This is a genomic window from Methylobacterium cerastii (genome assembly GCF_022179125.1).
Taxonomy (GTDB): domain Bacteria; phylum Pseudomonadota; class Alphaproteobacteria; order Rhizobiales; family Beijerinckiaceae; genus Methylobacterium; species Methylobacterium cerastii.
Window position 1 is genome coordinate 1 of record NZ_BPQG01000042.1, and the last position, 26,120, is coordinate 26,120.

Consider the following 26,120-nt stretch of genomic DNA (forward strand, 5'->3'; position numbering starts at 1 on the left):
GTTTTGTCACCGCCCTACACATTGTGCTGCGGCGCAAGCCTGGCGTCACGGATGCCCCATACGCTTATCTTGTCCTCGGCTACGGCAACGATGTGTATCAGGTCGTGCTACCCGCTCCCTCCGAGGATGCGACCCTATTCGAAAAACCGTTCTCTATGACCGTATTTCCGACGCCGGGAGGGCCCGATCCCGCCACCTATGGAATGGCGCCTCCGAAAATGCTCGACATGACGGGAGATACCGTCGTGAGGGGTGAAAAGACCGAAGTCAGTTTTGGCTACGATTCAATGGTGCAGGGGCCCGTATTTACCGCGTCGGCTCAGGCTGATGATGGAGGCGATAGCTCCTAGTAGTAAAAATCTGACGCTTGGTACCCGCTCCGAACGTCTGAGTTGGGTGGAATGCTGTCTGTCCGCTTACTAGCGACAAATCGACAAACTGGTCATCCAGCTTTGACGTTCTGCGTTGGAAATAAGGAGGGCCGGTAGACTCCAGCGAAGCCAAGGCTTCTTTGGTGAGGCGCGACCGAGGAAGGATCGGACTATGTCGTCAGTTGCGATCCAAATTTGATCGATGCAACAAGACTCATATCGACTCCCGCCTCCAGGGCTACCGCTTCCCGCCGCCTCGAAGCGATGGAAGTGTCCGATGATTGAAGTGCGGACCTCATGTCTGACGACGCCGGTTGCATGCGAGTGGCGGATGTGGCCCATGCGGCCCGCCGGCGTGGCGGTCGAGCCGCTCAGATGTAGGACGACGCAAGCGCCGGCGAACCTTCTAGCGCGTGGGCGAGCACTTCCAGGCCCTGGGTGATCTGCTGCCGAGTAGAAGGGCCGCCTAGGCAGAGGCGTACGGCTTCGGGTGGTATTCCGGCGACGCAGAACGGGTCGCTGGCAACGACGCCGAGCCCAGCGGAACGTCCCTGGCTTGCAAAGGCTGAGCGGGTCCATCCCTCCGGTAGGGTGATCCAGACATGGAAGCCGTGCGGATCCGCAGTGTAGGTCCCGGCGGGAAGCAGCGCGACCGCGATCCGCTGGCGCGCAGCGGATTCCTCGCGCACGAACTGGACGACGGCATCCGCCGTGCCGTCCATGATCCAGCGCGTCGCAAGCGAGGTCGAGATCGGCGAGGCCATCACGGTTGCTGCCCTGAGGGCTCCGGCCAGCGGAAGAGCCGACCGGGCGCTCGGAGCCACCAGGAAGGCGAGGCGCAGGCCGGCGCCGAGGCACTTGGCGAGGCCGGCCACATAGTAGGTGATCTCGGGGGCGAGCTCGGCGAAGCTCGGGGGCGGTGCCGGGCAGATGCGGGCGTAGGCGTCATCCTCGATGATGGTAACGGCATACCGGCGCGCCACCGCGATGATGGCCTGCCGCCGCGTCCGGGACAGGGTCGTGGTGGTCGGGTTCTGCAGGAGCGGGTTCAGATAGATCGCCTTCGGCGCGACCTTGGTGCAGACGGCTGCGAACCCGTCGGGGTCGACGCCGTGCTGGTCCATGGGCAGGTCGACGAGGCGCAATCCCAGATGTGCCGCCAGCGACCGGATGCCCGGGTAGGTGATCCGCTCGGCGCAGATGGCGTCACCGGGGCGGGCGATTTGGCCCAACACGCTGAACAGGGCGCTATGGGCGCCGGGGCAGATGAGCAAGCGCTCCCGCGGAGCGTCGATACCCCGACCTTTCAGCCAGCGCAGGGCTGCTTCCTTGTCCTCGTCCGTCCCGCCGAAGCCCTGATAGCGCAGCAGGTTGGACAGGTCGCTGGACAACTCGGCGAACGAGGCCTGCATCCGCGCCTGCAAAGCCGGCGCGTCGGGCTCGGGAGGCAGGTTCATCGTAAAGTCGACCGGCCCGATCCGTGAGCCGTCCTTCGAAGGCGTGGCCCGGCCCGGGCGCACGGGATCGATCACGAAGGTGCCCTGGCCGACGCGTCCTTCGATCAGGCCGCGCTTGTGGGCCTCAACATAGCCGCGCGAGACGGTCGTGAAGTTCAGGTCGAGGACCTCGGCCAGGGCACGCTGGGTCGGGAGCCGCGTGCCGACCGTCAGGCGTCCGGTCCGGATGTCGTCCGCCAAGGCCTCGGCGATGGCGAGGTAGTGGGGCTTTCCCCAGCGCTTCAGGTCGGGCGTCCACATCCCACCCACGATATCCGAGGGCACCGGTCGCCCGCCTCGCGTTGCTGAAGTCATCCGTTCTCCAAACACACCATCAAGATGCGATCAATGTCTTATTGTATGGGTAGCAAGCCCCATACCGTATCGAAGCTTCTGACATGGACATCCCACAATACATACAATACCATCAATCCGTGCAGGCAAACTAGGCATACCGTGATCCCTAGCTAAGCACATGCCGCCCTGAGCAACAGCTCTGTAAGAAGCACTCGGATACGACTTAGACGGCATATTGAATGCACAATTGATCGCATTCAACCTGCGCGCATTGATGGATTTGTTGATGGGCCTCCATTGGCACGTCGCTTGCCATTGGGGGGATGTGGCCACCCGAGGCTTCGGCCGACGCGGTCCAACCCATCACGGAGTGAGATCCATGCCCGCAGTGAATCGCGAACCCCACAAGAAGGGCGACTTCCTGGTCGATTATGAGGAGAAGGTCTTCGAGGACGTGAAGGCCGAGCCGGGCCAGAAGGCACTAGTCACCTTCCACACGGTCGCCTTCGAGGGCTCCATCGGCCTCGTGAACCTGCTCCAGGCCACCCGCCTGCAACGCAAGGGCTTCGAGACCTCGATCCTACTCTACGGTCCCGGCATCACCCTCGGTGTCCAGCGCGGCTTCCCGCGGCTCGGCGACGAGGCCTTCCCGGGCCACCTCAACTTCAACAACCAGCTTGAGAAGTTCATGGCCGAGGGCGGCAAGGTCTACGCTTGCCGCTTCTCGACCCAGGCCCTCTACGGCCACGGCGAGGCCGCCTTCATCGAGGGCATCCGCATGATCAACCCCCTCGACGTCCTCGACTGCATGCTCCTGCACAAGCGCGACAACGCGGTGATCATCGACACCTGGACCGTCTGAACGGGCCCTCGGCCCATCGACCGGGACGTCGCATCCGGCGGCCGCGCGCGACGCGGCCGCCGTCACCGCGGGAGGATTATCCATGTCAGAGAACCGGATCGTGCGGGCCGCCGCCGTCCAGATCGCGCCCGATCTCGACCGGCCGGAGGGCACCCTGGAACGGGTTCTGAACGCCATCGACGAGGCGGCTGCCAAGGGCGCGCGGTTCATGGTCTTCCCCGAGACCTTCGTGCCGTACTACCCGTACTTCTCTTTCGTGCTGCCGCCGGCCTTGCAGGGCGCGGAGCACCTTCGCCTCTACGAGCGCGCCGTGGCGGTGCCGGGCCCCGTCACCCAAGCGGTCTCGGCCGCCGCGCGCCGGCACGGCGTCGTCATCGTGCTCGGCGTCAACGAGCGCGACCACGGCTCGCTCTACAACGCGCAGCTCATCTTCGACGCCGACGGCACCCTGAAGCTCAAGCGCCGCAAGATCACCCCGACCTACCATGAGCGCATGATCTGGGGTCAAGGCGACGGCGCCGGCCTCACCGTGGTCGACACGGCGGTCGGCCGCGTCGGGGCGCTGGCCTGCTGGGAGCACTACAACCCGCTCGCCCGCTACGCGCTGATGGCCCGGCACGAAGAGATCCACGCGGCCCAATTCCCGGGCTCGCTGGTCGGTCAGATCTTCGCCGACCAGATGGAGGTGACGATCCGTCACCACGCCCTGGAGGCGGCCTGCTTCGTCGTCAACGCCACGGGCTGGCTCACCGACGAGCAGGTGGCCCAGGTCTGCCCGGATGAGCGCCTGCGCGGCGCCTGCCGCGGCGGCAACTGCACCGCCATCGTCTCGCCCGAGGGCAAGCACCTCGCCGACCCGCTCGGCACCGGCGAGGGTATCCTCGTCGCCGACATGGACCTCGCGCTGGTGACCAAGCGCAAGCGGATGATGGACTCGGTCGGACACTACGCCCGTCCGGAACTTCTCAGCCTTCTCCACGACGACCGCCCGGCCTCGTTCGTGCACCAGCCGATCCGTTCGCAACAGCAATCCCGGAGCCTCGACCATGAGCAGTTCCCCGCTTCCGACGAGCCTTCCCACGCTTCCGCCGGTCATGGCGGGCCTGGTCGGGATGCCGACGGAACGCCTGATCAACGCGTTGCAGTCCTACGGCGTTAGGCTCGCAGACAGCCGCGCCGGTGCCCCGAGCCGGCGCGGCGGCGCCGGTCCCTCCGACCACAAGGCGATGACCATCGCGGGCCGCACCGTGATGGTGCCGGTCCACACCGAGACGGCCTTCGACTCGCCCTTCCTGGTACGCCGCCCGGACCTCGACGGGGTCTCGGTGATCGAGCACGACGGCGTGGTGATCGGCCGGGTGACCTTCCCGGGCAAACCGCGCTTCTACGCGCTCTCGACCTTCGACGGTGTCCCCTACTCGAAGATCGCCGTGCTGCATGGGCGCGACGTCCTCGCCACCACCGTGCTGCAGACCTGCATCCGCTTCGCCAGCCGCACGAAGACCTGCCAGTTCTGCTCCATCGGCCAGTCCCTCGCCGCCGGCCGCACCGTAGCCCGTAAGACCCCGGAGCAGCTTGCTGAGGTCGCCCGCGCCGCCGTCCTGCTGGACGGCGTCAAGCACATGGTGATGACCACGGGCACCCCGAACGCCACCGACCGCGGCGCCGCCATCCTCTGCGAGAGCGCCTTCGCGGTGAAGGCGGCGGTCGACCTTCCGATCCAGGCCCAGTGCGAGCCGCCGGACGACGACCGCTGGTTCGAACGCATGAAGGCGTCGGGCGTCGACGCGCTCGGCATGCACTTGGAAGCAGTAACGTCTGAGGTCCGTGACCGGATCATGCCCGGCAAGGCGAGCGTGCCGCTGGAGCGCTACTACGACGCCTTCGCGGCGGCCGTGCCGGTCTTCGGGCGGGGCCAAGTCTCGACCTACATCCTCGCCGGTCTCGGCGATGCGCCGGAGGCGATCCTCGCCATGGCCGAGCGCATGATCGAGATGGGCGTTTACCCCTTCGTCGTGCCCTTCGTGCCGATCTCCGGCACGCCGCTTGAAAGCCACCCGGCACCGTCGCCGGACTTCATGCACGCGATCCTGCAGCCCCTGTCCGAGATGCTGGGTCGGGCGAGCCTGCGCTCCACCGACATCAAGGCCGGCTGCGGTCGCTGTGGCGCCTGTTCGGCCCTCTCCACCTACGAGCGCACGGGGGTGGCGGCATGATCCTCGAACCCGTCGCTCCCTATCGCCCGAGCCATTTCCGGGTGAAGTTCGCCACCTCTTCCTGGGAGCGGCGCGCCTGCGCCGCCCTGCGCCGACAGGTGTTCTGCACGGAGCAAAGCATCTTCACGGATGACGACCGTGATGCCATCGACGGGCACGCGATCCCTATCTGCGCCCTCTCCACTCTCGTCGGGGACGCCGATGCCGTCGTCGGCACCGTGCGCATCCATGAGGTGGCGGAACGTCCTGGTGAGTGGTGGGGCTCGCGACTGGCCGTTGCCAAAGCCTTCCGCGGCACGGCGGCGCTCGGAGCCGGGCTGATTCAGGTCGCGGTCTCTTCGGCCCATGCACGAGGATGCACGCGCTTCCTGGCGCACGTGCAGGACCGGAACGTGCCACTATTTGAGGCCCTGCACTGGGCGAGCCTCGATGCGGTGGAACTCCATGGTCGCCTCCACCACCTGATGCAGGCCGATCTCGCCTCCTACCCGCCGATGCACGACCCCGAGCACGGGCTCGTCACGTTCCGCAGGGCGGCGTGATGACCGCGGCCGTCGACCTCCAGGCCCTGGCCGGGCAGATCCGGGATGCACGGGGCGTCTCGCACAAGCGCGACATCGATGCCGTCGTCACGCGCCTCGGACTGGGCGCACGGCATGATGCGGTGCCGGTCGGAGACGATTGCGCCGCCATCCCCGATGGGGATGGACACCTGCTCTTCGCCATCGAGGGCTTCATCGAGAGCTTCGTCACCGCCGACCCGTACTTCGCCGGCTATTGCGGGATCATGGTGAACCTCAGCGACGTGGCGGCCATGGGCGGGCGCCCGCTCGCGGTCGTCGACGCCCTGTGGAGCCGGGACGCCGCGGCGGCGGACCCGATCCTGGCCGGCCTGTCGGACGCGGCCGCCCTCTACGGCGTGCCTGTCGTCGGCGGCCACACGAACACGCGTTCGGAGACCGGGAACCTGGCAGTCGCCGTGCTCGGCCGCGCCGGTGCCCGCCTGCTCACGAGCTTCGATGCGGCACCGGGCGACGACCTCGTCGCCGTCATCGACCTGCGCGGGCGTTTCCGCGATCCGCATCCCTACTGGGACGCCTCAACCGGGTCGCCGGGCGACCGCCTGCGCGCCGACCTCGCCCTGCTGCCGGGGCTCGCCGAGGACGGTCTCTGCCGCGCCGCCAAGGACATCAGCATGGCGGGCGTCGTCGGCACGGCGCTGATGCTGCTCGAATGCTCGAAGGTCGGCGCCGTCATCGACCTCGCCGCGATCCCGCGGCCCGACAACGTTCCCATGGCGCGCTGGCTCACCGCCTTCCCAAGCTACGGCTACCTCCTCAGCATCCGCCCCGCCGACACCCCGGCCGTGCTCGACCGTTTCGCCGCGCGGGGCATCACGGCCGCGATCATCGGAACCGTCGATGCGAGCCGGGTCGCGCGCATCCGCGATGCCGGAGGCGAGGAGGCCGTGGTCTGGGATTTCGTCGCCAGCCCGCTCATCGGCTGCGGCCGGGATGAAGCGGAGGCCTCGGCATGACCGGTCTGCGCATCGCCCTGCTTACCCACTCCACCAACCCGCGGGGCGGCGTCGCCCATTGCCTCGCCCTGGCCGAAGCTCTGTGCGCCCTCGGGCACGAGGCGGTGGTCCACGCGCCTGACCCGTCCGGCCGTGGTTTCTTCCGGGCTGCCGCTTGCCCCACGGTTTCCGTCTCCGCCCGCACGGTTGCCGGTGACACGGTCGAGCTCGTGCAGACGCGCATCAACGACTACCTCGTTCATTTCGGGTCGCCGGCGGCCTGTGGCTTTGATGTCTTCCACGCCCATGACGGCATCGGCGGCAACGCGCTCGCCACCCTGAAGCAACGGCGTCTGATTCCGGGTTTCGTTCGGACGGTCCACCACTTGGATACATTCGCCGACCCGCAGCTTGCCGATTGGCAGGATCGCTCGATCCAGGAGGCTCGGCGCATCCTCTGCGTCAGTCAGGGCTGGACCGACCAGGTCCGTTCGGACTTCGGTGCGATGCCTGAGGTCGTCGGCAACGGCGTCGACATGGCGGCCTATCAACCCGCGCCTGACCTGCAGGATGCCGCCGTAAGGCAGCGCTGGGGGTTGGGCGACGGTCCCATCGTCCTCGCCATCGGCGGCTTCGAGGCACGCAAGAACACCCTTGGCATCATCGAGGCGTTCGCGCGCTTGCGTGAGCGCCGCCCCGGGACCCAGCTCGTCATCGCCGGGGGAGCCTCGCTCCTCGACCACGCCTCCTACCGCGCGCGATGCCATGCGGCCCTGACCGTCCACGGCCTCGCGGCTGGGGCGAACGGTCCCGTGATCGAGACCGGTCCGGTTCCACAGGCCGATATGCCGGCCCTCTACCGTATCGCCGACATGCTGGCGTTTCCTTCGCTGAAGGAAGGGTTCGGCCTGTGCGTGCTGGAGGCGATGGCCTGCGGCACCCCGGTCATCGTTTCGCACCGACCGCCCTTCACCGAATACCTCGCGGAGGGCGACGCACTGTTCGTCGATCCGGCCGCCCCCGACGACATCGCCCGAGCCATGGCAATCGCACTCGTGCCGGAGACGCACGACCGCCTGAGGCTCGCGGGCTTCGCACGGGCCGCCGCCCATTCCTGGCGGGCCTGCGCCGAGCGCCACCTCGATGCCTACGCGGGCTGCGCCCGCATCCGACAGGAGCCGACCCATGCCTGAGATGCACTTCCACGTCCGCTGGCCCGACGGTCGGCGCGAGGCCTGCTACTCGCCCTCCCTCGTCGTGAAGGACTTCCTCGTGCCGGGCGAGAGCTACGCCGTAGACGAGTTTGTCAAGAAGACCCGCACCGCCCTCAACATCGCGAGCGAGCGCGTACGCGAGAAGTACGGCTTCGCCTGCTCGTCCGCCCTGGACCAACTCGCCCGGATCGAGGCCGCCGCGAAGCTCCAACCTTCCGATGGTCGGGTCACCGTCGAGACCTTCGAGCCCTGAACCGCCACCCTTTCTGCGAACTCGCGGAGTGAGAGCCATGACGTCCACCCCCCGTCACGTTCCCGTTGCCGTCGTCGGCGGCGGCCAGGCCGGCCTCTCGGTCAGCTACCACCTCAAGCAGCGCGGAATCGAGCACCTCGTCTTCGAGAAGAACACGGCGGCCCACACCTGGTCGACGCAGCGCTGGGACACGTTCTGCCTCGTCACCCCGAACTGGCAGTGCGACCTGCCAGGCCATCCCTACGATGGGCCGGAGCCGGACGGATTCATGCGAAAGGACGAGATCGTCGCGTATCTCAAGGCCTTCGTCGCCAAGGTGAACCCGCCGATCCGCGAGGGCGTCTCAGTTACCCGTGTCGAGCGGCGGGAGGACGGGATCTTCTCGGTCCAGACCTCGGAGGGCGACTACACCGCCGACGAGATCGTGGTGGCTTCGGGCGGCTACCACACGCCGATCATCCCGCGCATGGCCGAGAAGCTGCCGGGCCCCGTCACGCAGATCCACTCGAACCAGTACCGCAACGCAGCCCAATTGCCCGAGGGCGAAGTCCTGGTCGTCGGCTCCGGACAGTCCGGCGCGCAGATCGCCGAGGATCTGCATCTGGCCGGTCGCAAGGTGCACCTCGCGGTCGGCGACGCACCCCGCTGCGCCCGGTTCTACCGCGGCCGCGACGTCGTCACCTGGCTTGCCGACATGGGCTACTACGAGATGACCGTCGACAACCATCCGCTGCGAGACGGCGTCCGCGACAACACCAACCACTACGTCACCGGCCGTGACGGCGGCCGCGACATCGACCTGCGCCGCTTCGCCACCGAGGGCATGAAGCTCTACGGTCTGATGGAGGACTACCGGGACGGCAGCCTGCGCTTCCGCGACGACCTCAAGCGCTCGCTCGATGGCGCCGACAGGACCTACAACGGCATCAACGCGGCTATCGACAAGTACATTGCCGAGAAGGGCATCGAGGCCCCGGAGCAGGAACACTACGCGCCGGTCTGGGAGCCGGGCGAGCCGGTCACAAGCCTCGCCCTCGACGGCTCCGGCATCACATCGGTTGTGTGGTGCATCGGCTTCTCGCCGGACTTCCGCTGGCTCGACGCCTCCGTGTTCAACGGTTCGGGCAGCCCGAAGCACAGGCGCGGCGTCACGAACGAGGAGGGGATCTACTTCATCGGGCTGCCGTGGCTGAACACCTGGGGGTCCGGGCGTTTCGGCGCGGTCGGCCGCGATGCCGAACATGTCGTCCAGGCGATCCAGCAGCGCCTCGGCACCGAGCGGTTCGCCCTGAAGTTCGCAGTGTGAGGCTGTACTATACGGTAACCTGGATGGCACTGGGGGGCATCTTCGGTGCAACCGCTCACGTCTCGTTCCCTCGAAGCCCAAGGGATCAATCGGACGATGTAGTGCCTGTGCCATCCATGCAACAAGACATCATTCCAAGCATCGGCAAAGCAAAATCTCGTAGACTCTAAATACTGATCACGTAAAATATAATCATTGTTGGATTTGCATACAAATTGAGTGCAGATCCAATCAATCAAAGTCAAGATCTAATGAGATTATCGATACGCCGCCAACGCCGATGCTTCTCGGCGGACGGGTGCGGCTGCCCGATGCAGATCCGAGAAGGGGATTGATGATGTTGAAGAAATTCGCGGCCGCGGCAGGGGCGTTCGCCGCAATCACCCTCAGCGCGACCGCTTCGTTCGCGCAGTCCACCACCATCCCGGGCGAGCAGGTTGGTCTCGCAGTCGGCGCCCCGCTCCCCGAGGGCATCTACGCCATCGATACCTTCATCTACCGCCGGAACGACACCCGGTTCTCGACCGATACCGCGATCAACGTGCCGGTCCTGGTCTGGTCGACAGGCTTCAAGTTGTTCGGCGCCAACGTCGAGCCATTGCTCGCACAGCCTACGGTGTTCGGCTTCCCCAATAATCCGGCTGGCGTGCCGAACCGAGACTTCTCGGTCAATGTAGGAACCCTTGTTGGATCGATCTTCGCATGGGACCTTGGAAATAACTTTGGCGTCAGCTACCTGGCGGCGGTTCACCTGAACGATCTCGATGGCGGTCGTGGCCTGACGCAATTTTCATCGAACACCTACCGCCAAGGCTTCGCGGCAAGCTACACGGGCGATGGCTGGAACCTCACGGCCAACCTGACCCATAACTTCTACGACTCGCCCGGTCGGTTCGAGGGGCCGGTCGGTCGTGCCGTCGGTCCCCTATACCTTGCCGACGCCCTCCTGCTCGACCTCACGGCTACCAAGAAGTTCGGCAAGTTCGAAGTCGGCGCGGTCGCCTACGGGGTGACGGACCTGCCTCTCGGCGGTCGCGACTTCGCGCGGGCCACCGCGCAGGGCTACACCCGGGCCGGGCGCTTCGCGGTCGGCGGCCTGGTCGGCTATGATTTCGGGCCCTTCACGGCGCAATTGATGGTCGCCCGCGACGTCGCGGTCCGGACCCGCGGCACCGAATCCACCGACGGCTTCATCCGTCTTATTGCCCCGCTATACAGTGCGCCGAAGGCTGCCGAACCGATGCCCGTCAGTCTCGTCCGCAAGTATTGATTCCGGCATTCGCGCCCCCAATCATTCCTACCTGAGGTAGGGGGGACGTGACCGTAATCGAAGTGAAAATCCTTCCCAAGGACCCCGCTTCGATAGGGGCCGGGTGGCCCAGTCTCAACAGCTTCCGCCACCCGGTCCCGCCCTTCACACCGGAGAAGATCGATGAGCTTGCATATGCGGTTGGCGGGTGCCGGCCCGCCCCTCTACGGCGTATCCAGCTGCGCCTCGGGGATGCCCATCTCTGCCCCACCGGCCTTTCGGAAAACTGGCTCTGGAAGGAGTGGGGGCATCGCCATTGAAATTTGATCGCCCAGGCCCGAGGCAGCGCGGCTGCCGGGTTCGGTTCCCTGGACCGCCAGCCCATCTATAGCTTACAGTTGCAGTATTATCGGTCCCACCAGGCGGTCCTACGAGAATTATCCCTACCCACCCCATTTTTCGTTCACCCCTGAAGCGAAGTTGCCGTAAGGCCGACGAATGGCTGCTTAAGGGAAGCGCCGGCGGCGGTCCGGGCGGCTGGGTTGGGTCGGGACCCGTCCGTCCGCTCTACGACTGGGATGGGTGGATTTCCGCCGGTCCGCTTTCGGGCAGCAACGCAAGAAAGCGGACGCTATCGCCGCGCCCGCTTCCGACCCTTTGCAAAAGCCCGGAACGTCCGCTAGCCGGCACCTTGATGATGAGCCTTCGCGACCGGGTTGGGTAAAAGGCGGTCTGGCGGCTTGTTCGAATAGAGTGGCGATTAGGGACCGCGTTCACCGCTTGCCTAGGAGTGCGCGGACGCCATCCAATGCGTGAGCTTCGGTCGGGTTTCGAGGAGGTGCGGGAGGTGTAGCTACAAGCGTCCTCACTGACCTGCCGTGATCGTCTTTTCGATCCGGATCGGCTCCGCGACCGAGCAGGAACAGGACTAGGGACCAATCTCCGAAGGCGGCCGACATCGAGGCGGGCGTGCTGCCAAGTGACATGGGGTGATCGACGTGAGCCCCCTCCTTGAGGATGCGGTCCATCCACGCAGTATCCTGTCGAAGGATCGCGTTCGCGTAGGAGTTGGTGAACCCTTCTTCTCGGGTCAGCATCGGGCGAGCCTGTTCGTGGGCATAGAAGGCACCTGCAAGGGTCGCGAGGATTGCCATGACCCCTACAAAAGCTCCCCAGATTGCAGTGTGGGTTACCGCAAGTAACGTAGAATTGGATTTGCGACCAGCCCACGCTTTCAGAACCGCCAACACCGGTAGAAGAATGGGATAGCTGACGACTGCACAAAGGACCGCGAGCCAAAGAGCGATTTCTCCTGGGGTGGCCTGACCAGGAACATTCAGGAGCACCGGGAGGATCAGGAGGATGCAGAGCACCCACAGCGACCAAAGCACGACGGCTGCAAAGACTGCGATCAGGCGTCGCATCAACATGGTGTTAGCGCATCCTTCCAAACTTCCGCGTCGAGAAAGGTGCGGGATCAGCCGGAATTAAGTAGAAGGCGATCTTTCGTATCATATGCGGCAGACAAAAATTATCTGTGATTAGAATTATAATCGATTGTGTTTATACTGCAAGATAGTAAAATTATTGTGATATTTTCCGGCCTGCTTTAACGCGAAGTTGGGAGTTTTTTTGCACGTCCGCTTCTGTTCGTGTAAAGTATCAGAGCTGACATAGCGGCCGCACGTGCTCACCTCCTGTAACAGTCCGTCTCGTGGCTTCACCTTAACCCTGGAAATATCAAGGCCACAGTCGCTCGCGCGTCCAGCCTCCTTGGTTCTGTTGCCGATAGCGCAAACGCGTGTCCCTGCATGTTATCCGCCAGCCTTTCCTGGTCGTCAGGATGGACTGCGGCGGCGGCGAGCGCCTGGCTGATCTCACAATCTGCAAATCCGGGGTCTCCGGTTCTAAGCCGCCGCGTTCGAGGTCCCGTTCAATCAGTGCTGGCGCAAAGGCGCATCGTCGACGCCTCCCGGTGAGCGGTGAAGGTACTTCGGGTCGAACTGCGCGAATGCCTGCAGCGCCTCGACGTCCGGGAAGGAGTAGTACCTCCCCTCCCGTCTGACGAGGCCCGTTCCCCTGAGCTTCTGGAGCGTTCGGTTGACGTGCACGCTCGACATCCCCGTCGCGTCACCCAGGTCCGATTGTCTGAGCGGAAGCTCGTAGCCGTCCCGACCCGCAAGTCCGACCGCCTGGAGTCGCCAAAGGAATTCGCAGAGGAGATGGGCGACCTGCCTCTCGGCCGTGTGACGGCCCATGTTCACGAGCCATTCGCGCTGGATCGCCTCGTCCACCAAGCTGGCCCAACGCAGGGCGCGGTTCAGGGTCGGGTGGTTGCCCGTGAGGTCGTCAAGGACCTGGCGTGGAATGGAGACCACCTCACAGGCGTCGATGGTGCCGATGCTGTGGTCCACGGCACCCAGGATCGCGACGTTGAGGTCGCAGATGTCCCCCGGGATGACATAGGCAACGATGGACCGGGTGCCCGCCGCGAGAACTTTGTAGCGGCACGCGAAGCCGCTCCTGATCATCTGCACGTGATCCGAAAGGTCTCCTTCCCAGGCCAGGTCCGTGCGGGGTCGAACCCGGCGCCCGCGGCAACTCGCAGACCTCAGCGCCGACCTGTCGGACTCGGAAAGCGTAAACCTGCCCTCAAGCTTCTGGATGAGTGGACTGAGCATGTGCCCTCCGTGGGCGTGCTCAATATCCAGCACGAGGGATCAGTACCCGATATTCGACATCGGTGCGTGAATACCGGGCCAAGCTCGGTGGACCGTCTGGTCCGGGCCTTCCCAACCCGGCGGGCCTGCACCGTCGGCACGTGGGCGGTACCCGTCGGCTTCAGGCGACGATCCCATCGGCGGAATAGGGGACCGTTCCAACACTGGTCATGAGGCTCACGAGCGGGTCGTGGGTCTGCGCGCAGGCCGATGCCCATTCCCTGACCGATGCCAGTCCGGACTCCACCTCGCGGACGATGTCCGAAAACATGTACGGTTTCCCGAGCAGGCGTGTGCCCGGCGGCAGGTCGTACCGATGGTGCCGTCCGATTGCCGAGGTCACGATGATGCCGATGGACGGCCAACCGTGGTGAACCAGGTGGGCGAGGGCGACTCCACCGCCGACGATGCTGCGTCCGGTGATCAGCATGCCTACCGGTGCCGGACCTTCGAGGACAGCCAGCGCTTCCGCGGCCGTGCAGACCTCCGTCGTCGCGTAGCCGGCATGCTTCAGGGTTTCGGCGATGGCCCACCGAACGATGCGGTCGGTTTCCGCGATGAGGATGGTGACAGGTCCGCTACAGGACCCCACCACCGCTTCCTCCGGTCCCGACATCGCGGTCGTCGCGATGAGACCCTCCGGTGAACATCGACAAGGCGATGCAATCGCCTTCGGCGTCACTCCCAATCCCCGCTGTCAAGGGTGCACGCGCCGTTGGTCGCCCCGGCGATGGCCGACATGGCGGCATCGAGGGAGGCGTGTCCCCGTTTCACGTTCTTGAGCAGGCCCCACGCTTCGGGCAAGATCCGGAAATCATCACCGGTTCCTGTCTCGCCAATGCTTCCGAGGTTCCGTCCAAGACGGTCCTTCAACGTCCAAGCCTTACCCGTTGGGCCCGTAGGTGTGAGAACGACATCCATCAGGTTGATCCTCGATGACTCGGCAAGCCGCTACCGTATCAAGCCGTCAGGCAGCGATCCTCGCAGCGATGACGCTCGTCTCGTCGAGCGCAGCCCGGATGATCTCGGCCTGCACGAGTATCTTGTCGGCATCCAACTTGGCGGCAGGGTCCGTCGCCCACCACAGGCCGTTATCGATGCCGCGAAGCATTCCCGTCAGGCGTTGGTTTTGAAGCGTCAAGGCTTCGATGGCGTTTCGGCTGTTCACGGCGTTTCCTGCTGAGTTCCAGCAAGTGATACACGTTAATTTCAGAATATGCGAGAAATATCGCCCGACGCATATTTTCTAGAAAATTTTAATGGGCACAGATATTAAGCTGTCGGTATTGCAATTACAAAATATATTAAACTATATAGCAAATAACACAGCTGGCGCTCAATTTAAAGACGCACATCGTGCAGACTACGACCTTATCTCATAGATCGGAGTGGAACTCGATCACAGTAAAACAAATATCAGGGTCGCCTCTCAAGCGGTCTTGTCGTCGTCAAGGAAGCCAAAAATCGATAACACATGTCGACCATATTTTTGTGAATTCTGTGTTTGGCCATCTTTCACAACGTGGGCATCGAGGCTCCACTCCGCACCCGCGGAATGATCCGGCAGGCACCTCAAACCAGGATTGAGTACGTGCCATCGGCGACCACGGGCAGCATGATTGGCTGACAGCCTGATCGTAGCTTGTCGCGCTAATTGGCCACGGCATGATGCAGCGATGGCCGATTGAGCCACCCGTCGGAATGTCTCCGCGAAGAGTCACAACGCCCAACGTCCTTGGCTTGCCGGGCGCGCGGTAGGAAGGTCGTCTTCTTTACAACGCGCACATTTGCAGCTCTTTTGCGCCTCGTACTCGCCGGACAACGGTCAGGAACAAACGGGGATCTGAACCCCCGACCATGGGGATGAGGTAATGCTGGATCTGGGATCACCCCACCGAGAGTGGGCCGGTCTGATCACGGCGGGAATCGCTGAAGCGGCGTATGTCCGAGAGGACTATGCACGACGACGGTCTGCCGAAGAGGCACGACAGCGGACGCTGGCACTCGGCCGCATCGTTCAGACGGACATCATCCCCCGGCTGATGTTGCTCGATCGCGGCGAGAGGCAGGTCCGGTCGGACATCCTGCCGAAGCTCGATACGGAAGCGGTCGCCGGCTTCACGGACCTGATCCTCGGGCACGACGTCAGAGCACTCATGGATGCCTTTTCCGAATTGATGAGGAAGGGCTATTGCGTCGACGACCTGTTCCTCGATCTTCTGGCACCGTCTGCGGCCTTGCTCGGTCGCATGTGGGATGACGACCTGTGCGACTTCATCGAGGTCACGGCCGGCCTCGCCCAACTCCAGTTCCTTCTGGCCACGTTCCGGTCGGACGGAGGCATCGCTCCCTATGATGATGGGCGTCGTATCCTCCTGATGGGGGCACCCGGTGAACGCCACACCTTCGGCTTGGCGATCGTCGAGCAGTTCATGCGCAAGGCCGGCTGGCATGTGGCGAGCGGCCTGGCCTCCAGTCCGGAGGAAATCGCCGATCTCGTCGGCTCGGAGTTGTTCGGCGTGGTGGGTCTGACGCTGAGCCGGGAGAGCCACCTCGATCAACTCGCTATCTCGATCCAGGCGGTACGGCGGGCGTCGCTCAACCCGTCGATCGGCGTCATCGTCGGGGGACCCGTCTTTCTTGAGCATCCGGAATATGTCGAACGGGTCGGCGCCGACGCCTCGGCGGTCGACGCTCCTACCGCGGTGCTGCTCGCACAAAGACTGCTCTCGTCTTCTCAATCCAAACGCTCGACATCGCCCTGAGGCAAATCCATCCTCGCCGAGGCGATTTCTCATCGCTCGGCCTTCGCGTGAGCGAGTGTGGATTCATCGACCGATCCAAGTGACTGATGGGATCTCGCAGCAATGTCTCTCGTTCAGCTCATCTATGCCTCACGGCCTTTCGGATTCGATCAAGCGATGCTCAACGGCATCCTCTCGCAATCGCGGCGATGCAACACGCGCGATGGGATCACGGGCGCCCTCATTTGCCGGGCGGATGTCTACATGCAGTTGCTGGAGGGCACGGCCGATGCGCTGGATGCGACCTATGCCCGGATCTTGAGGGACGACCGACATCTGGAGATCCGGCGCATATCCTATCAGACCGTGACGGATCGATTATTTCCCACCTGGGCTATGCGTGACGATCCCGCCCGTTCATGGATGTGGTCGCAGGCCGAGGTTGCCGACGGAGCCATAGATCGGGCCACTCCTCCACAAGCGATCAAGATATTCGAGCGGCTTGCTGCTCAATCCGAGCACGATGTATCATAGGCTTCCGTGAATAATGGCCTGATGGATGAACTTGGGATGCCTTCTGACTGACTTGACCCGCACCTTTTCTCGAATATCGGTACAGACAGGGTTCGAGCAGCGTCTAGCTGATCCAGGTAGGAGTGCCCATCCATGTTCGACGAATACGGCATTCCGCGCGGCGCGGAATTTGACGAAGCGGCGCTGCCCAAACTTTACCATTTCGTCTACTGCAGTCGGGCCGCGGGGGGCGTTGACGACGCCGAAGTCGCTCGCATCGTCGAGACGGCCCAACGCAACAATCTCGCCCATGGTATCACCGGGGTGCTCGTGTTCGGCAGCGGTGTCTTCTTCCAGTGGATCGAGGGGCCAGCCGCCGAGATACGGAAACTGATCGCAACCCTGCATCGCGACAAGCGCCACTATGACATCGTTTCGCTCAGCCAGAGCGAGGAAGAACGAGAGCGTCTCTATCCGAACTGGGACATGGAGAAGGTCGAGGCCGGAGACATCCGCCTTGTCCTTCAGGATGCGCTTGAGAGCACGGACGATAAAAACAACCGCGTGGCACTCAAGCGAATTCTCAAACACCTCGATTCCGACTCGCTCAATTCGCTTGGGTGAGGTGGCAGGGGTCGGTGTATCCCTGATGGCAGATCTTGATGCAGCTTGTACCACTCAGTTGCGTCCGACGCAGAACGTCTGCTTAGGGGCAAAGGGCTAAAGTCCGCTTCCCGCCCCGAACCGAAGCTGCCTCACGCCCGACGAATGGCTGCTTTCGGGAAGCGTCGACGCAGGCCTGTACGGCGAGGTTGGGTCGGCAGCAGAATGTCTGCTTCGGGCAGGCGTCAGAATTCCGATCATGGTGCATCTCAGGTGTTGGAAAAACCTGAGCACGATTGCCGAGGTAACCAATCAAAATTCCGGCGCTTCGCACAATTAGCTAACAATACGAAGCTGCTTTACAGCAGAGCCGGATCATGGCGAAGCCGATGAGACTGGCTCTTGCATTCGTCCGCGCTGCCAGATCTCGATGATCCGAGTGCTATTCGCAATGTCCTCGGACGGGTCCGCGGAAAGGATGATGAAGTCGGCACGACGTCCGGCTTCCAGCTGGCCGCGATCGCGGAGGCCGAGAAGATCGGCGGCCCGCGCCGTTGCGGTGGTCAAAGCTTCCATGGGTGTGAACCCGGCCTGCACCATCAACGCCAACTCTCGGTGCTCCGCCACGCCCGGGACCCGCTCAGGCGCCGCGCCGCTGTCGGTCCCGAATCCGATCCGGACACCAGCGTCCTTCAGGACCTTCAGATTGGTGAGGTTCATGGCCAGGGAGTCGCGGGCGCCCTGCGCCTTGGTGCTCGAACGCGTGTCACGTTGCCAAACGGGGTCGTCGAACCGAGCCTTGAGGTCGTGCGAGAGTGCCGTTCTGACAAAGGGCGTCTGTGCCCAGGCCGGCGCATCAGCGTAGGCGAACGTTGCTTCGTCGAGGGCGAGTGTCGCGATGTACCAGGTGTGGCGAGCCTCAAGCAGCGTGACGAAGTCCGGATCGACCGGCTTGTCACGGACGCCGTGCGCCAACACGTCGGCCCCGGCCCGGACGACGGCACGCGCGTCTTCGAGGTCGTGGACATGCGCGGCGACCAGCAAGCCTAGGCGATGGGCCTCGTCGATCACAGCCGCGTAGACGGCCGGCTGCATCTTGGCCGGCACGGAGCCGCCGAAGTCGTCAAGCCAGAGCTTTACCATGTCGGTGCCACGCTCCTTCATCGCGCGGACCGCGTCGCGGCCCTCTTCGGCGCTCGCTGGGCGAAAGAGCTGGTCCGAGCTCACACGGATCATCGCTTGCGGCGGTCCCCCATCCGGAACGCCGATGCCCCGATCGACGCCGAACAGGTCGGCGCCGGGAATGCGTCCGGCATGCGCCTCAGCACGGATCTCAGGCATGATCGCCCCATTGAGCCCAAGGGCCATAACCGTGGTGACGCCCCGAGCTGTGTAGGCTTTGAGTTGAGCGAGGATGTTCTCACTCGTGTAGTTCTGGGCGCCCACGTCGATGCCGTTCACGATGCCGACATGCGAGTGGTCGGAGATCAACCCCGGCATGATCGTGCGCCCATGCAGGTCCCGGATTTCGGCATCGGACGGCACAACAACGGTCGTGCGTGAACCCGCAGCGACAATGCGCTCGCCGTCGACAATCAGCACAGCGTCTTCGATCGGTTTAGACGATTGACCGTCGATCAGGCGGACCCCGGTAAAGGCGAGCGGTCTTGCGGCTGCATCGCCAACAAAGGACAAGCTCGTGGCAACGGCCAAGGCCGGCAGCAACGCATTCCATCGCATCGCATTATCCTCCCGGATCGATCACGGGACATTGCAGGTCGCTTTTGCTGGCGTACGACCTTGGATCCCGCGATAGGCTTTGTTCGTCGATCTGACGGGATGTCATCGGGTTTGTCGAGGCGTGCCGCTCGGTCCGCGCGCCTGGTCCATCACGACGAGCCCATGTGCGGGGGGGGCCATGATGCAGCGGCGCGCAGTGCTATTCGGCATGGCAAGCCTCGCCACGATCCCACGCGCGCTGGCGCAGCAGACCGAGTCCGGGCTCCGTCTTACTTTGGGGACGGCAACGCCGGGTGGTTCATTTCCGGCCTTTGGCCGAGCGCTGATTGCCGCCGTCCACGCTGTCGATCCGGGTTTGATGGTCGATACAAAGATCACGAAGGGCTCGACGGAAAACCTCACCCTGCTCAACGCGGGCAAGCTCGACCTCGCCCTCGTGCAAGGTGAGTACGCCTACGAAGCACTGGCTGCCCAAAGCGACGACGGCGATCGTTTATCGGTCGTGGCCCCCATCGACGCCTCGCCCGGCATGTTCGTCGTTCCAGCCGCCAGTCCAGTCCGAAGTGTCCAGGATCTGCGCGGTCGTGCGGTGGCCCTCGGTACGCGCGGCTCGGGGTTCACGATCATGGGGCGGATCGTGCTTCAGGGTTCCGGCATTGATCCTGCGCGCGACATCACGCCGATCCTCCTCGACGATGCCGCCGACGGCGCCACTCAGGTTCTCGATGGTCGCGCCGCTGCGCTCTGGGGGGCGAGCCTTGGCTGGCCGGCCTTCAAAACTTTGGCGGAGGCACCCGGAGGCGCCCGCTTCTTCGGCCCGGCGCCTGAGACGATCCCGCAGATCCTGGCCCTTCGCGCCTCGATGCGTCCCCTGACGGTCCCGGCTGGTTCATTCCGCGGGCAGGATGCCGAGATCGAGACCGTCGGCTCCTGGAGCTTCATCATTGCCCGACCAGGCCTGGATGACATTGCCGTTGCCAGGCTCGTGCGGGCGATCGACCGCGGGCGGGAGACCTTGGCTCAAAACTATCCGCAGGGCCGCGAGAGCGATCCGCGCAACCTGGTCTCGAACGTGCCGGCAGGGTGGCTTCACCCAGCGACCGCCGCATATCTCCGAGAGGTCGGCGCGGCTTCGAAGTGATCACCGTAGGACCGTTGCCGAGTTGCTGCATCCAGGGCCAAGCCGAAGCGGCGAGACCCGTCTATCGAACCGGTCGGTCCGCATGGCAGCGCGAGATCAGCTGCGATCCGTGCACCGCCGTCGCGGCGCTTCCACCGATGCTCTCGATATCACAGGCCGCACCGCGATCGACCCGCACAAATCGCTGGAGACGATTTCTCGGCCGAGCCGGACGGGCACCCCCGCCAGGATCCCGCAGGTTCTCTAAGCTCCGACGCGAGCCGTGCGGCCACCGACATCGAGACGGCTGCGAAGAGGCTGGCGGGATCGTGCCGCGAAAAACAATGCGGCCCGAAGTTAAAGTCTGGTCGCTGGACGAACGCAGTCCGATGGCCCTCAATGGCACCAGACAAAGCGATCACGCCAGATTTAAGATCGCTGGAGGAACCTGCATGCTGCGACGCCTTGCGGCCGTGGTCGCGATCGTTTTCGCCCTACCGGTCCATGCAGAGGAGCCACTACGCTTCGAGGTCGATCCGGCTTGGCCCAAACGCCTGCCGAACGACTGGATCATGGGGCAGGCCGCCGGCGTCGCCGTCGACGCGCAGGACAACGTCTGGGTCGTGCAGCGGCCACGGACGCTCACTGACGATGAGAAGGCCGCAAGCCTCGATCCGCCGCGGACCCGGTGCTGCAAGCCGGCACCGCCCGTCCTTGTCTTCGACCAGGCCGGCACGCTGCTGAAGTCCTGGGGCGGCCCAGGCCAGGGCTACGAATGGCCCACGAATGAGCATGGCATCCACATCGACCACAAGGGCTTCGTCTGGCTGGCGGGGAATGGCGACACTGACGGCCAGATCCTGAAGTTCACCCAGGACGGCCGGTTCGTCCTGCAGATCGGCAAATCGGGCGCGCAGACGGACAGCCAGGACGTCTCGCGCCTCGGCAAGCCTGCCGCGATGCAGGTCGATCCCGAGACCAACGAGCTTTACGTCGCGGACGGCTACTACAACCATCGGGTCATCGTGTTCGACGCCGAGACGGGCGCGTTCAAGCGGATGTGGGGTGCCTACGGTAAGCCGCCGACCGACGAGAAGCTCGGTCCCTACGATCCCGCGGCTGCGCCGGCAGCGCAGTTCCGCAATCCAGTCCACTGCGTTCAGATCGCCCGTGACGGGCTGGTCTATGTCTGTGACCGGACCAACAACCGCATCCAGGTCTTCCACAAGGACGGCAGCTTCGTGAAGGAGATGTTCGTCGAGCGCGGCACGCGGGCCAACGGTGCGGTGTGGGAGCTCGCCCTCTGGCCCGACGAGCGCGAGACCTACCTTATCAACGCCGACGGGGCGAACAACGAGGTCCGCACGCTCAGTCGCGACACCGGTGAAATCCTCGGTCGCTTCGGACGCAACGGCCGGCAGGCGGGCGATTTCCACTGGGTCCACAACCTTGCCGTGGACTCCAAGGGCAACGTGTTCACCACCGAGGTCGACACCGGCAAGCGCGCCCAGAAGTTCCTGTTCCAAGGCGACATGGTTCTGCGCAAACGCACCGCCGCACCGTGAGGACCCCGCCATGATGATCGCCGACTCGGATCCGAACCCGCCGAACACGTGTACCTGCTGTCTCCCGCGCCGGGGCTTCCTGCGCGGGCTCGCTGGTGGCGGCGTTGCTGCCTTGGCGGCGCAGAGCGCCTCTGCACAGGCTCAACCCGTCGCCGAACGGGCGTCGTATACCGGTCTCGTGATCGACTGCCATGGGCACTACACGACCGAGCCGCCTACGATGCTGACCTGGCGCAAGCGCCAGATCGACGCCATCAACGACCCTGCGCAATCGCCTGCACCCTCATCCCTGACCGTGAGCGACGACGAGGTGCGAGCGAGCGTGGCCGACCGGCAGGTCAAGCTCCAGACCGCGCGCGGCATCTCGCTAGCGCTGTTCTCGCCGCGGGCCGGCGGCATGGGCCATCACATCGGCAACGCCCGCACCAGCCGCGACTGGTCGATTGTGTCCAACGACATGATCCACCGCGTGGCGACGCTGATGCCGCGCAACTTCGTTGGCGTGTGCCAGCTGCCTCAGTCGCCGGGCGTCTCACCGAAGAATTGCACGGCCGAACTCGAGCGCTGCGTGCGTGAACTCGGCTTCGTCGGCTGCAACGTCAACCCGGACCCGTCGGGAGGCTATTGGACGGATCCGCCGCTGTCCGACCGGTTCTGGTATCCGCTTTGGGAGAAAATGGTCGAGCTCGACGTGCCGGGTATGGTCCATGTCAGCGCCTCGGCCAACCCCAACTTCCATGCGACCGGCGCCCACTACATGAACGGCGATACCACCGCCTTCATGCAGTTCGTGACATCGGACCTGTTCAAGGACTTTCCGACCCTGCGGCTGATCATTCCCCATGGCGGCGGCGCGGTGCCGTATCACTGGGGCCGCTACCGTGGACTCGCGCAGGACCTGAAGCGGCCTCCGATCTCGGAGCTGATGCGCAACGTCTTCTTCGACACCTGCGTCTACCATCAGCCCGGGATCGACCTGCTTCTGAAGGTCGTCCCGACCGACAACGTGCTGTTCGCCTCCGAGATGGTCGGCGCCGTCAACGGGATCGATCCCGAGACCGGCTACGCCTTCGACGACACCAAGCGTTACGTTGAGGCCGCCGCGATCCCAGACGCCGACCGCGCTAAGATCTTCGCGCGCAACGCGCTGCGGATCTATCCAAGGCTGGCAGGCCGACTGACCGCTGCAGGGGTAATGCCGTAGCAGGCATGCAAGGGTGAACCCTCGCGTAACGCCGCCAGTACTCCGGTTGAAGAGAACGCGACCCGGAGCGCCTCGATGCTACTGCCGCCGACGTCGGATTCGCCAAACTGTCCATCCATTTGAGCCGGGGCCGCGCTTAGGCGGGGATCAGCGAGCCGTCCCAAGCGAAGACGCCGCCAGTGTCGTCCGCGTTTAGGCCATCCAGCACGCGCAGGAGATGCGCCGCACTCTCCTCGGGTGAGAAGACGCCGTCCGCCGTCGGGTCCGGCCGGAAGGGCCGTGACAGGCCGGAGGCGACCGTGCCCGGATGCAGGCCCACGACGATCGCTTCCGGTCGGCTCCGGGCGACCTCGATCGCGAGCGTTCGCAGAATCTGGTTCAGCGCCGACTTCGAGGCGCGGTAGGCGTACCAGCCGCCAAGTCGGTTGTCGCCGATCGATCCGACCCGCGCCGACAAGGCGGCGAACACGCATCGCTCCCCTCGCGCCAGAAGGGGCACAAAATGCTTGGCGACGAGCGCAGGGCCGATCGTGTTGACTGAGAAGACGGTGGCCATTGCGGTGGGATCGAGCGCCCCGACCGTCTTCTCGGGCGAGATGCCTGTCCGGTGGAGAAGGCCGGTGGCGACGATGACCAGGCCGACCGGTCCGGCTTCGCCGACCCTGGCCGCCGCCGCCGCAACTGTCGCCTCGTCTGTCAGGTCGACCGGGAGAGTTCGGACGCCCTGCGGGACTGACGATTCCGAGCGGGAGAGCGCGAAGATCGGCGCGTAGGCTGCAGCCTCGGCGAGCGCGCGGATCAAGGCCCCGCCTATGCTGCCAGACGCACCGACGATGACCGCGCTGGTTGGGCACGAGGTGGTCAAAGCGTGACCTCCCTGTCGACGGCAGAGCCTCGGCGCCCTCGGTGAAAGATCAGACTAAGGTTGTTGGCCGGCATCGCGACGCGCTCGGTCAGATGCAAATCGTGCGCTCGGGCGGCTGCTACGACCGCCTCGATATCGCGGATCCCCCAGGAGGCATTCCTGGCGCGCAGGCTGTCGTCGAACGCGGCGTTGCTCGGAGCGGTGTGCGCGCCACCCTCCCGAAAAGGACCGTACAGGTAGAGCACACCACCCTCCGCGAGCGTCGCTTCCGCACCAGCCATCAGTCCGATGGTCGCGCCCCAGGGTGCAATGTGGATCATGTTGATCGCGACGACCGCGTCCACCCGCGTCACCGGCCACCGCTGACGGATCGCGTCGATCGCCAGCGGCGACCGGATGTTCGCCAGCTCTGCGGCGCGAGCATGGGCGACGATGCTGCGACGGGCCGCTTCATCGGGATCGCTGGGCTGCCAAACGAGCGCGGGCAGCGCACGAGCGAAATGTACGGCGTGCTCGCCCGACCCGCTCGCGATCTCAAGGACGAGGCCGCTGGGCGGGAGAACGCGCATGAGGACTTCAGCGATAAAGGCGGCGTTGCGGGCCGCGGCCGGCGAGAACAAGGCATCGAGCATAGAGCTCTTCTAAGGGCAGCCGATGCCAACCGCATGCCCTTTCGTGGCGGCAGGCCTGCTCGGAGACGATAACAGAAGTCAGAGCGTTTCAGGGTGGGTTGACGCAGTCACGGCGCCGGGTCAGACACAGGAATTAAGGTCAGTGGTCTCAATCTGACGAAGGATGACGTTGGTGATGCTTGAGTAGGGATCGGCCATGAGCCTGCCTGAGACAAAGCTGCGGTGCGGCGGTCAGGCAAATCTCCGTTCATTCATGAGCGATCTTACTGGCGGTGTCGACGGCCGGCTTCGGGAACGGCCGACATGGGTGGATTTCTGCCGGTCCGCCTTCGGGCAGAGCAGGCGGTATAGATGACCTTGGAAGCGCCTACCGATCCGCTAGATTTACGTAGGTTACGCAACGACCTATCCCAACGATGCGCAGACGTCTGGTAACATCGCAGGCGTGATCGGGGCGACGATGCAGGAAGCCAGTGTCCTGCTCACCCGATTTCAGAACACGCGAGGGTGCCAGGGCAGGCGTGACCCGGTGGGACGGTCCATGTCGACCGGGCGACATGGTTAAGGCAACGTCGGCTTTCCTGCATTACGCGAACCGCTCACCAAACCCTTACCGCAAAATGACAGATGTTTCATGCAGCATCGTCGTCAAATCTGCCATTGTCAGGAGACTTTCAGGACCGCATGGAAGACGTCCATAGTTGGTCGCCGCCGAGTCTTAGAAAGTTCTAAGGAGATCCGATCATGGCCAGGCTAAAATCACTCGCCGCTGCGCTGGCAGCTTCGACCCTGCTCGCCGGTGCGGCTGTAGCGGCAGACCAGGCGTCTCAAGCGGCACCTGTGATAAGTGCTCAGCAGAAGCAGACTGATGCCGACGTTGGGAAGCTTTCTACCGACGGGGTAGACGCCTACCGCGATGTCCACCTTGCGCGCCTGGCGATCTACGAGGCCAAACCTGACCAGGCACGGATGTTCGTGAGCCACGCGCAGTCCGCCCTAGAGAAGGCCAAGACCGACTCTACAGCTTTCATCAAGGCTGAGGCGGATTTGAAGCCGCCCGCCGGCATAGATACGGCTGCAACGATGGCTGGCAAGGACGGCACGGCCAAGGGTCAGACCGAGCCCGGCAAGCAGGCGGATGCGAGTAAGCCCGCCGCCAGCGCCTCTGCCAACTCGAAGGAGGCTGTGACGTGGCTCCCGGTCGACGCGCAGCTTGTGCTCGCGGACGATTTTGTCGCCCGCAACAAAGATCAGTCGAAAGCAGTCGATGAAGCTAACCAGCACCTAAAGCAGGGTGACAAAAAAGGCGCGGTCGACCGGCTGAAGCTTGCTGGCGTCGACGTCGATTTTACGATGGCGGTGGTGCCGCTGGGCAAGACCACGCAGGGCGTCGACAACGCCGCCAAGCTCATCGCCGACGGCAAGTACTACGAGGCCAACGCGACTCTGAAGCAGGTCGAGGATGGGGTCCGTTTCGACGTGATCGAAGCGACGGCAGTGCCAAAGGCCGACAATACGGCGGCCACCGGCAAGCCGGAGACGGGCGCGTCAACGGGCAGCGTGGCTAAGCCCGCACACTGATCTCTGTTGCCTCACGCCGCCATTTAAACGTGGGGCAACTCAGCGATAGTGTT

At 64.3% G+C, this 26,120-nt stretch carries 25 protein-coding genes and 1 pseudogene; 17 read left to right on the forward strand and 9 right to left on the reverse strand.

Annotated elements, in window-relative coordinates; all coding sequences use genetic code 11:
* Positions 1-350 (forward strand): annotated as a pseudogene (locus tag MFF13_RS13740) (hypothetical protein); the annotation flags it as partial.
* Between the two features lie 392 nt (positions 351-742).
* On the opposite strand, the gene MFF13_RS13745 reads toward MFF13_RS13740, so the two are convergent.
* Positions 743-2,182 carry an aminotransferase-like domain-containing protein gene (locus MFF13_RS13745; RefSeq protein ID WP_238272355.1) on the reverse strand — a complete coding sequence of 480 codons (1,440 nt, stop codon included), beginning with the start codon at positions 2,180-2,182 and terminating at the stop codon, positions 743-745.
* A 361-nt stretch (positions 2,183-2,543) separates the two neighbouring features.
* On the opposite strand from MFF13_RS13745, the gene MFF13_RS13750 reads away from it, so the two are divergent.
* From MFF13_RS13750 to MFF13_RS13790, 9 genes are all read left to right on the forward strand, one after another.
* Entirely contained in the window at positions 2,544-3,026 is a 483-nt protein-coding gene (locus MFF13_RS13750) for an MSMEG_0572/Sll0783 family nitrogen starvation response protein (protein WP_056167628.1), read from the forward strand.
* Between the two features lie 82 nt (positions 3,027-3,108).
* On the forward strand, positions 3,109-4,185 hold the full coding sequence (locus tag MFF13_RS13755; protein ID WP_238272356.1) for a Nit6803 family nitrilase: 1,077 nt from the start codon (positions 3,109-3,111) through the stop codon (positions 4,183-4,185).
* A complete protein-coding gene (locus tag MFF13_RS13760) occupies positions 4,139-5,242 on the forward strand; it encodes an MSMEG_0568 family radical SAM protein (protein ID WP_238272380.1) in 1,104 nt (367 codons plus the stop codon). Before MFF13_RS13755 ends, MFF13_RS13760 begins: the two co-directional genes overlap by 47 nt.
* Positions 5,239-5,784, forward strand: a complete 546-nt coding sequence (locus MFF13_RS13765; RefSeq protein WP_238272357.1) for an MSMEG_0567/Sll0786 family nitrogen starvation N-acetyltransferase — start codon at positions 5,239-5,241, stop codon at positions 5,782-5,784. Before MFF13_RS13760 ends, MFF13_RS13765 begins: the two co-directional genes overlap by 4 nt.
* Positions 5,784-6,779: a sll0787 family AIR synthase-like protein gene (locus MFF13_RS13770; RefSeq protein WP_238272358.1), complete on the forward strand. Its 996-nt coding sequence runs from the start codon at positions 5,784-5,786 to the stop codon at positions 6,777-6,779. The genes MFF13_RS13765 and MFF13_RS13770 overlap by 1 nt, the downstream gene beginning before the upstream one ends.
* Positions 6,776-7,951 (forward strand): MSMEG_0565 family glycosyltransferase, encoded by a 1,176-nt coding sequence (locus MFF13_RS13775; protein ID WP_238272359.1) that lies wholly within the window; start codon positions 6,776-6,778, stop codon positions 7,949-7,951. Before MFF13_RS13770 ends, MFF13_RS13775 begins: the two co-directional genes overlap by 4 nt.
* Positions 7,944-8,225 (forward strand): MSMEG_0570 family nitrogen starvation response protein, encoded by a 282-nt coding sequence (locus MFF13_RS13780; protein WP_238272360.1) that lies wholly within the window; start codon positions 7,944-7,946, stop codon positions 8,223-8,225. The genes MFF13_RS13775 and MFF13_RS13780 overlap by 8 nt, the downstream gene beginning before the upstream one ends.
* Before the next feature lie 37 nt (positions 8,226-8,262).
* Positions 8,263-9,531, forward strand: coding sequence for an MSMEG_0569 family flavin-dependent oxidoreductase (locus MFF13_RS13785; protein WP_238272361.1), 1,269 nt, complete (start codon positions 8,263-8,265; stop codon positions 9,529-9,531).
* A 337-nt stretch (positions 9,532-9,868) separates the two neighbouring features.
* Positions 9,869-10,801 (forward strand): transporter, encoded by a 933-nt coding sequence (locus tag MFF13_RS13790; protein ID WP_373322536.1) that lies wholly within the window; start codon positions 9,869-9,871, stop codon positions 10,799-10,801.
* A 752-nt stretch (positions 10,802-11,553) separates the two neighbouring features.
* On the opposite strand, the gene MFF13_RS13795 is transcribed toward MFF13_RS13790, so the two are convergent.
* From MFF13_RS13795 to MFF13_RS13815, 5 genes are all read right to left on the reverse strand, one after another.
* A complete protein-coding gene (locus MFF13_RS13795) occupies positions 11,554-12,210 on the reverse strand; it encodes an ankyrin repeat domain-containing protein (protein ID WP_147829727.1) in 657 nt (218 codons plus the stop codon).
* 507 nt (positions 12,211-12,717) lie between these two features.
* Positions 12,718-13,461: a Crp/Fnr family transcriptional regulator gene (locus tag MFF13_RS13800; protein WP_147829729.1), complete on the reverse strand. Its 744-nt coding sequence runs from the start codon at positions 13,459-13,461 to the stop codon at positions 12,718-12,720.
* A 160-nt stretch (positions 13,462-13,621) separates the two neighbouring features.
* Positions 13,622-14,116: a response regulator gene (locus tag MFF13_RS13805; protein ID WP_147829731.1), complete on the reverse strand. Its 495-nt coding sequence runs from the start codon at positions 14,114-14,116 to the stop codon at positions 13,622-13,624.
* A gap of 62 nt (positions 14,117-14,178) precedes the next feature.
* Entirely contained in the window at positions 14,179-14,421 is a 243-nt protein-coding gene (locus MFF13_RS13810) for a hypothetical protein (protein WP_147829733.1), read from the reverse strand.
* Positions 14,422-14,467: 46 nt separating this feature from the next.
* Positions 14,468-14,668, reverse strand: a complete 201-nt coding sequence (locus tag MFF13_RS13815) for a hypothetical protein (protein ID WP_147829735.1) — start codon at positions 14,666-14,668, stop codon at positions 14,468-14,470.
* Between the two features lie 703 nt (positions 14,669-15,371).
* Between MFF13_RS13815 and MFF13_RS13820 the strand changes: the two genes are divergently transcribed.
* The 3 genes from MFF13_RS13820 to MFF13_RS13830 all read left to right on the forward strand — a co-directional run bounded on the left by MFF13_RS13820 (position 15,372) and on the right by MFF13_RS13830 (position 17,381).
* A complete protein-coding gene (locus MFF13_RS13820; protein WP_147829736.1) occupies positions 15,372-16,265 on the forward strand; it encodes a cobalamin B12-binding domain-containing protein in 894 nt (297 codons plus the stop codon).
* 102 nt (positions 16,266-16,367) lie between these two features.
* Complete coding sequence (locus MFF13_RS13825; protein WP_147829738.1) at positions 16,368-16,778, forward strand: BLUF domain-containing protein; 411 nt, start codon at positions 16,368-16,370, stop codon at positions 16,776-16,778.
* 132 nt (positions 16,779-16,910) lie between these two features.
* On the forward strand, positions 16,911-17,381 hold the full coding sequence (locus tag MFF13_RS13830; protein ID WP_147829740.1) for a BLUF domain-containing protein: 471 nt from the start codon (positions 16,911-16,913) through the stop codon (positions 17,379-17,381).
* 354 nt (positions 17,382-17,735) lie between these two features.
* Here the strand turns inward: MFF13_RS13830 and MFF13_RS13835 are convergent, their stop codons facing one another.
* On the reverse strand, positions 17,736-19,100 hold the full coding sequence (locus tag MFF13_RS13835; RefSeq protein ID WP_238272364.1) for an amidohydrolase family protein: 1,365 nt from the start codon (positions 19,098-19,100) through the stop codon (positions 17,736-17,738).
* 181 nt (positions 19,101-19,281) lie between these two features.
* Here MFF13_RS13835 and MFF13_RS13840 point away from each other — a divergent pair, with 181 nt between their 5' ends.
* The 3 genes from MFF13_RS13840 to MFF13_RS13850 all read left to right on the forward strand — a co-directional run bounded on the left by MFF13_RS13840 (position 19,282) and on the right by MFF13_RS13850 (position 22,989).
* On the forward strand, positions 19,282-20,241 hold the full coding sequence (locus MFF13_RS13840) for a TAXI family TRAP transporter solute-binding subunit (protein ID WP_283205822.1): 960 nt from the start codon (positions 19,282-19,284) through the stop codon (positions 20,239-20,241).
* 431 nt (positions 20,242-20,672) lie between these two features.
* Entirely contained in the window at positions 20,673-21,785 is a 1,113-nt protein-coding gene (locus MFF13_RS13845; protein WP_238272382.1) for an NHL repeat-containing protein, read from the forward strand.
* 13 nt (positions 21,786-21,798) lie between these two features.
* Positions 21,799-22,989: an amidohydrolase family protein gene (locus MFF13_RS13850; RefSeq protein WP_283205823.1), complete on the forward strand. Its 1,191-nt coding sequence runs from the start codon at positions 21,799-21,801 to the stop codon at positions 22,987-22,989.
* Between the two features lie 136 nt (positions 22,990-23,125).
* On the opposite strand, the gene MFF13_RS13855 is transcribed toward MFF13_RS13850, so the two are convergent.
* Together MFF13_RS13855 and MFF13_RS13860 are read right to left on the reverse strand one after the other, a co-directional pair.
* Positions 23,126-23,854, reverse strand: a complete 729-nt coding sequence (locus MFF13_RS13855) for an SDR family NAD(P)-dependent oxidoreductase (protein WP_238272366.1) — start codon at positions 23,852-23,854, stop codon at positions 23,126-23,128.
* Positions 23,851-24,486 carry a DUF938 domain-containing protein gene (locus tag MFF13_RS13860; protein WP_238272367.1) on the reverse strand — a complete coding sequence of 212 codons (636 nt, stop codon included), beginning with the start codon at positions 24,484-24,486 and terminating at the stop codon, positions 23,851-23,853. The genes MFF13_RS13855 and MFF13_RS13860 overlap by 4 nt, the downstream gene beginning before the upstream one ends.
* 744 nt (positions 24,487-25,230) lie before the next feature.
* Between MFF13_RS13860 and MFF13_RS13865 the strand changes: the two genes are divergently transcribed.
* Positions 25,231-26,067, forward strand: coding sequence for a YfdX family protein (locus tag MFF13_RS13865; RefSeq protein WP_238272368.1), 837 nt, complete (start codon positions 25,231-25,233; stop codon positions 26,065-26,067).
* The last annotated feature ends 53 nt before the right edge of the window (positions 26,068-26,120 follow it).

Coding starts and splice junctions, on each gene's coding strand:
- MFF13_RS13745 (WP_238272355.1), bottom strand. CDS start 2,182: ATGACTTCAGCAACGCGAGGCGGGCGACCGGTGCCCTCGGATATCGTG.
- MFF13_RS13750 (WP_056167628.1), top strand. CDS start 2,544: ATGCCCGCAGTGAATCGCGAACCCCACAAGAAGGGCGACTTCCTGGTC.
- MFF13_RS13755 (WP_238272356.1), top strand. CDS start 3,109: ATGTCAGAGAACCGGATCGTGCGGGCCGCCGCCGTCCAGATCGCGCCC.
- MFF13_RS13760 (WP_238272380.1), top strand. CDS start 4,139: ATGCCGACGGAACGCCTGATCAACGCGTTGCAGTCCTACGGCGTTAGG.
- MFF13_RS13765 (WP_238272357.1), top strand. CDS start 5,239: ATGATCCTCGAACCCGTCGCTCCCTATCGCCCGAGCCATTTCCGGGTG.
- MFF13_RS13770 (WP_238272358.1), top strand. CDS start 5,784: ATGACCGCGGCCGTCGACCTCCAGGCCCTGGCCGGGCAGATCCGGGAT.
- MFF13_RS13775 (WP_238272359.1), top strand. CDS start 6,776: ATGACCGGTCTGCGCATCGCCCTGCTTACCCACTCCACCAACCCGCGG.
- MFF13_RS13780 (WP_238272360.1), top strand. CDS start 7,944: ATGCCTGAGATGCACTTCCACGTCCGCTGGCCCGACGGTCGGCGCGAG.
- MFF13_RS13785 (WP_238272361.1), top strand. CDS start 8,263: ATGACGTCCACCCCCCGTCACGTTCCCGTTGCCGTCGTCGGCGGCGGC.
- MFF13_RS13790 (WP_373322536.1), top strand. CDS start 9,869: ATGTTGAAGAAATTCGCGGCCGCGGCAGGGGCGTTCGCCGCAATCACC.
- MFF13_RS13795 (WP_147829727.1), bottom strand. CDS start 12,210: ATGTTGATGCGACGCCTGATCGCAGTCTTTGCAGCCGTCGTGCTTTGG.
- MFF13_RS13800 (WP_147829729.1), bottom strand. CDS start 13,461: ATGCTCAGTCCACTCATCCAGAAGCTTGAGGGCAGGTTTACGCTTTCC.
- MFF13_RS13805 (WP_147829731.1), bottom strand. CDS start 14,116: ATGTCGGGACCGGAGGAAGCGGTGGTGGGGTCCTGTAGCGGACCTGTC.
- MFF13_RS13810 (WP_147829733.1), bottom strand. CDS start 14,421: ATGGATGTCGTTCTCACACCTACGGGCCCAACGGGTAAGGCTTGGACG.
- MFF13_RS13820 (WP_147829736.1), top strand. CDS start 15,372: ATGCTGGATCTGGGATCACCCCACCGAGAGTGGGCCGGTCTGATCACG.
- MFF13_RS13825 (WP_147829738.1), top strand. CDS start 16,368: ATGTCTCTCGTTCAGCTCATCTATGCCTCACGGCCTTTCGGATTCGAT.
- MFF13_RS13830 (WP_147829740.1), top strand. CDS start 16,911: ATGTTCGACGAATACGGCATTCCGCGCGGCGCGGAATTTGACGAAGCG.
- MFF13_RS13835 (WP_238272364.1), bottom strand. CDS start 19,100: ATGCGATGGAATGCGTTGCTGCCGGCCTTGGCCGTTGCCACGAGCTTG.
- MFF13_RS13840 (WP_283205822.1), top strand. CDS start 19,282: ATGCAGCGGCGCGCAGTGCTATTCGGCATGGCAAGCCTCGCCACGATC.
- MFF13_RS13845 (WP_238272382.1), top strand. CDS start 20,673: ATGCTGCGACGCCTTGCGGCCGTGGTCGCGATCGTTTTCGCCCTACCG.
- MFF13_RS13850 (WP_283205823.1), top strand. CDS start 21,799: ATGATCGCCGACTCGGATCCGAACCCGCCGAACACGTGTACCTGCTGT.
- MFF13_RS13860 (WP_238272367.1), bottom strand. CDS start 24,486: ATGCTCGATGCCTTGTTCTCGCCGGCCGCGGCCCGCAACGCCGCCTTT.
- MFF13_RS13865 (WP_238272368.1), top strand. CDS start 25,231: ATGGCCAGGCTAAAATCACTCGCCGCTGCGCTGGCAGCTTCGACCCTG.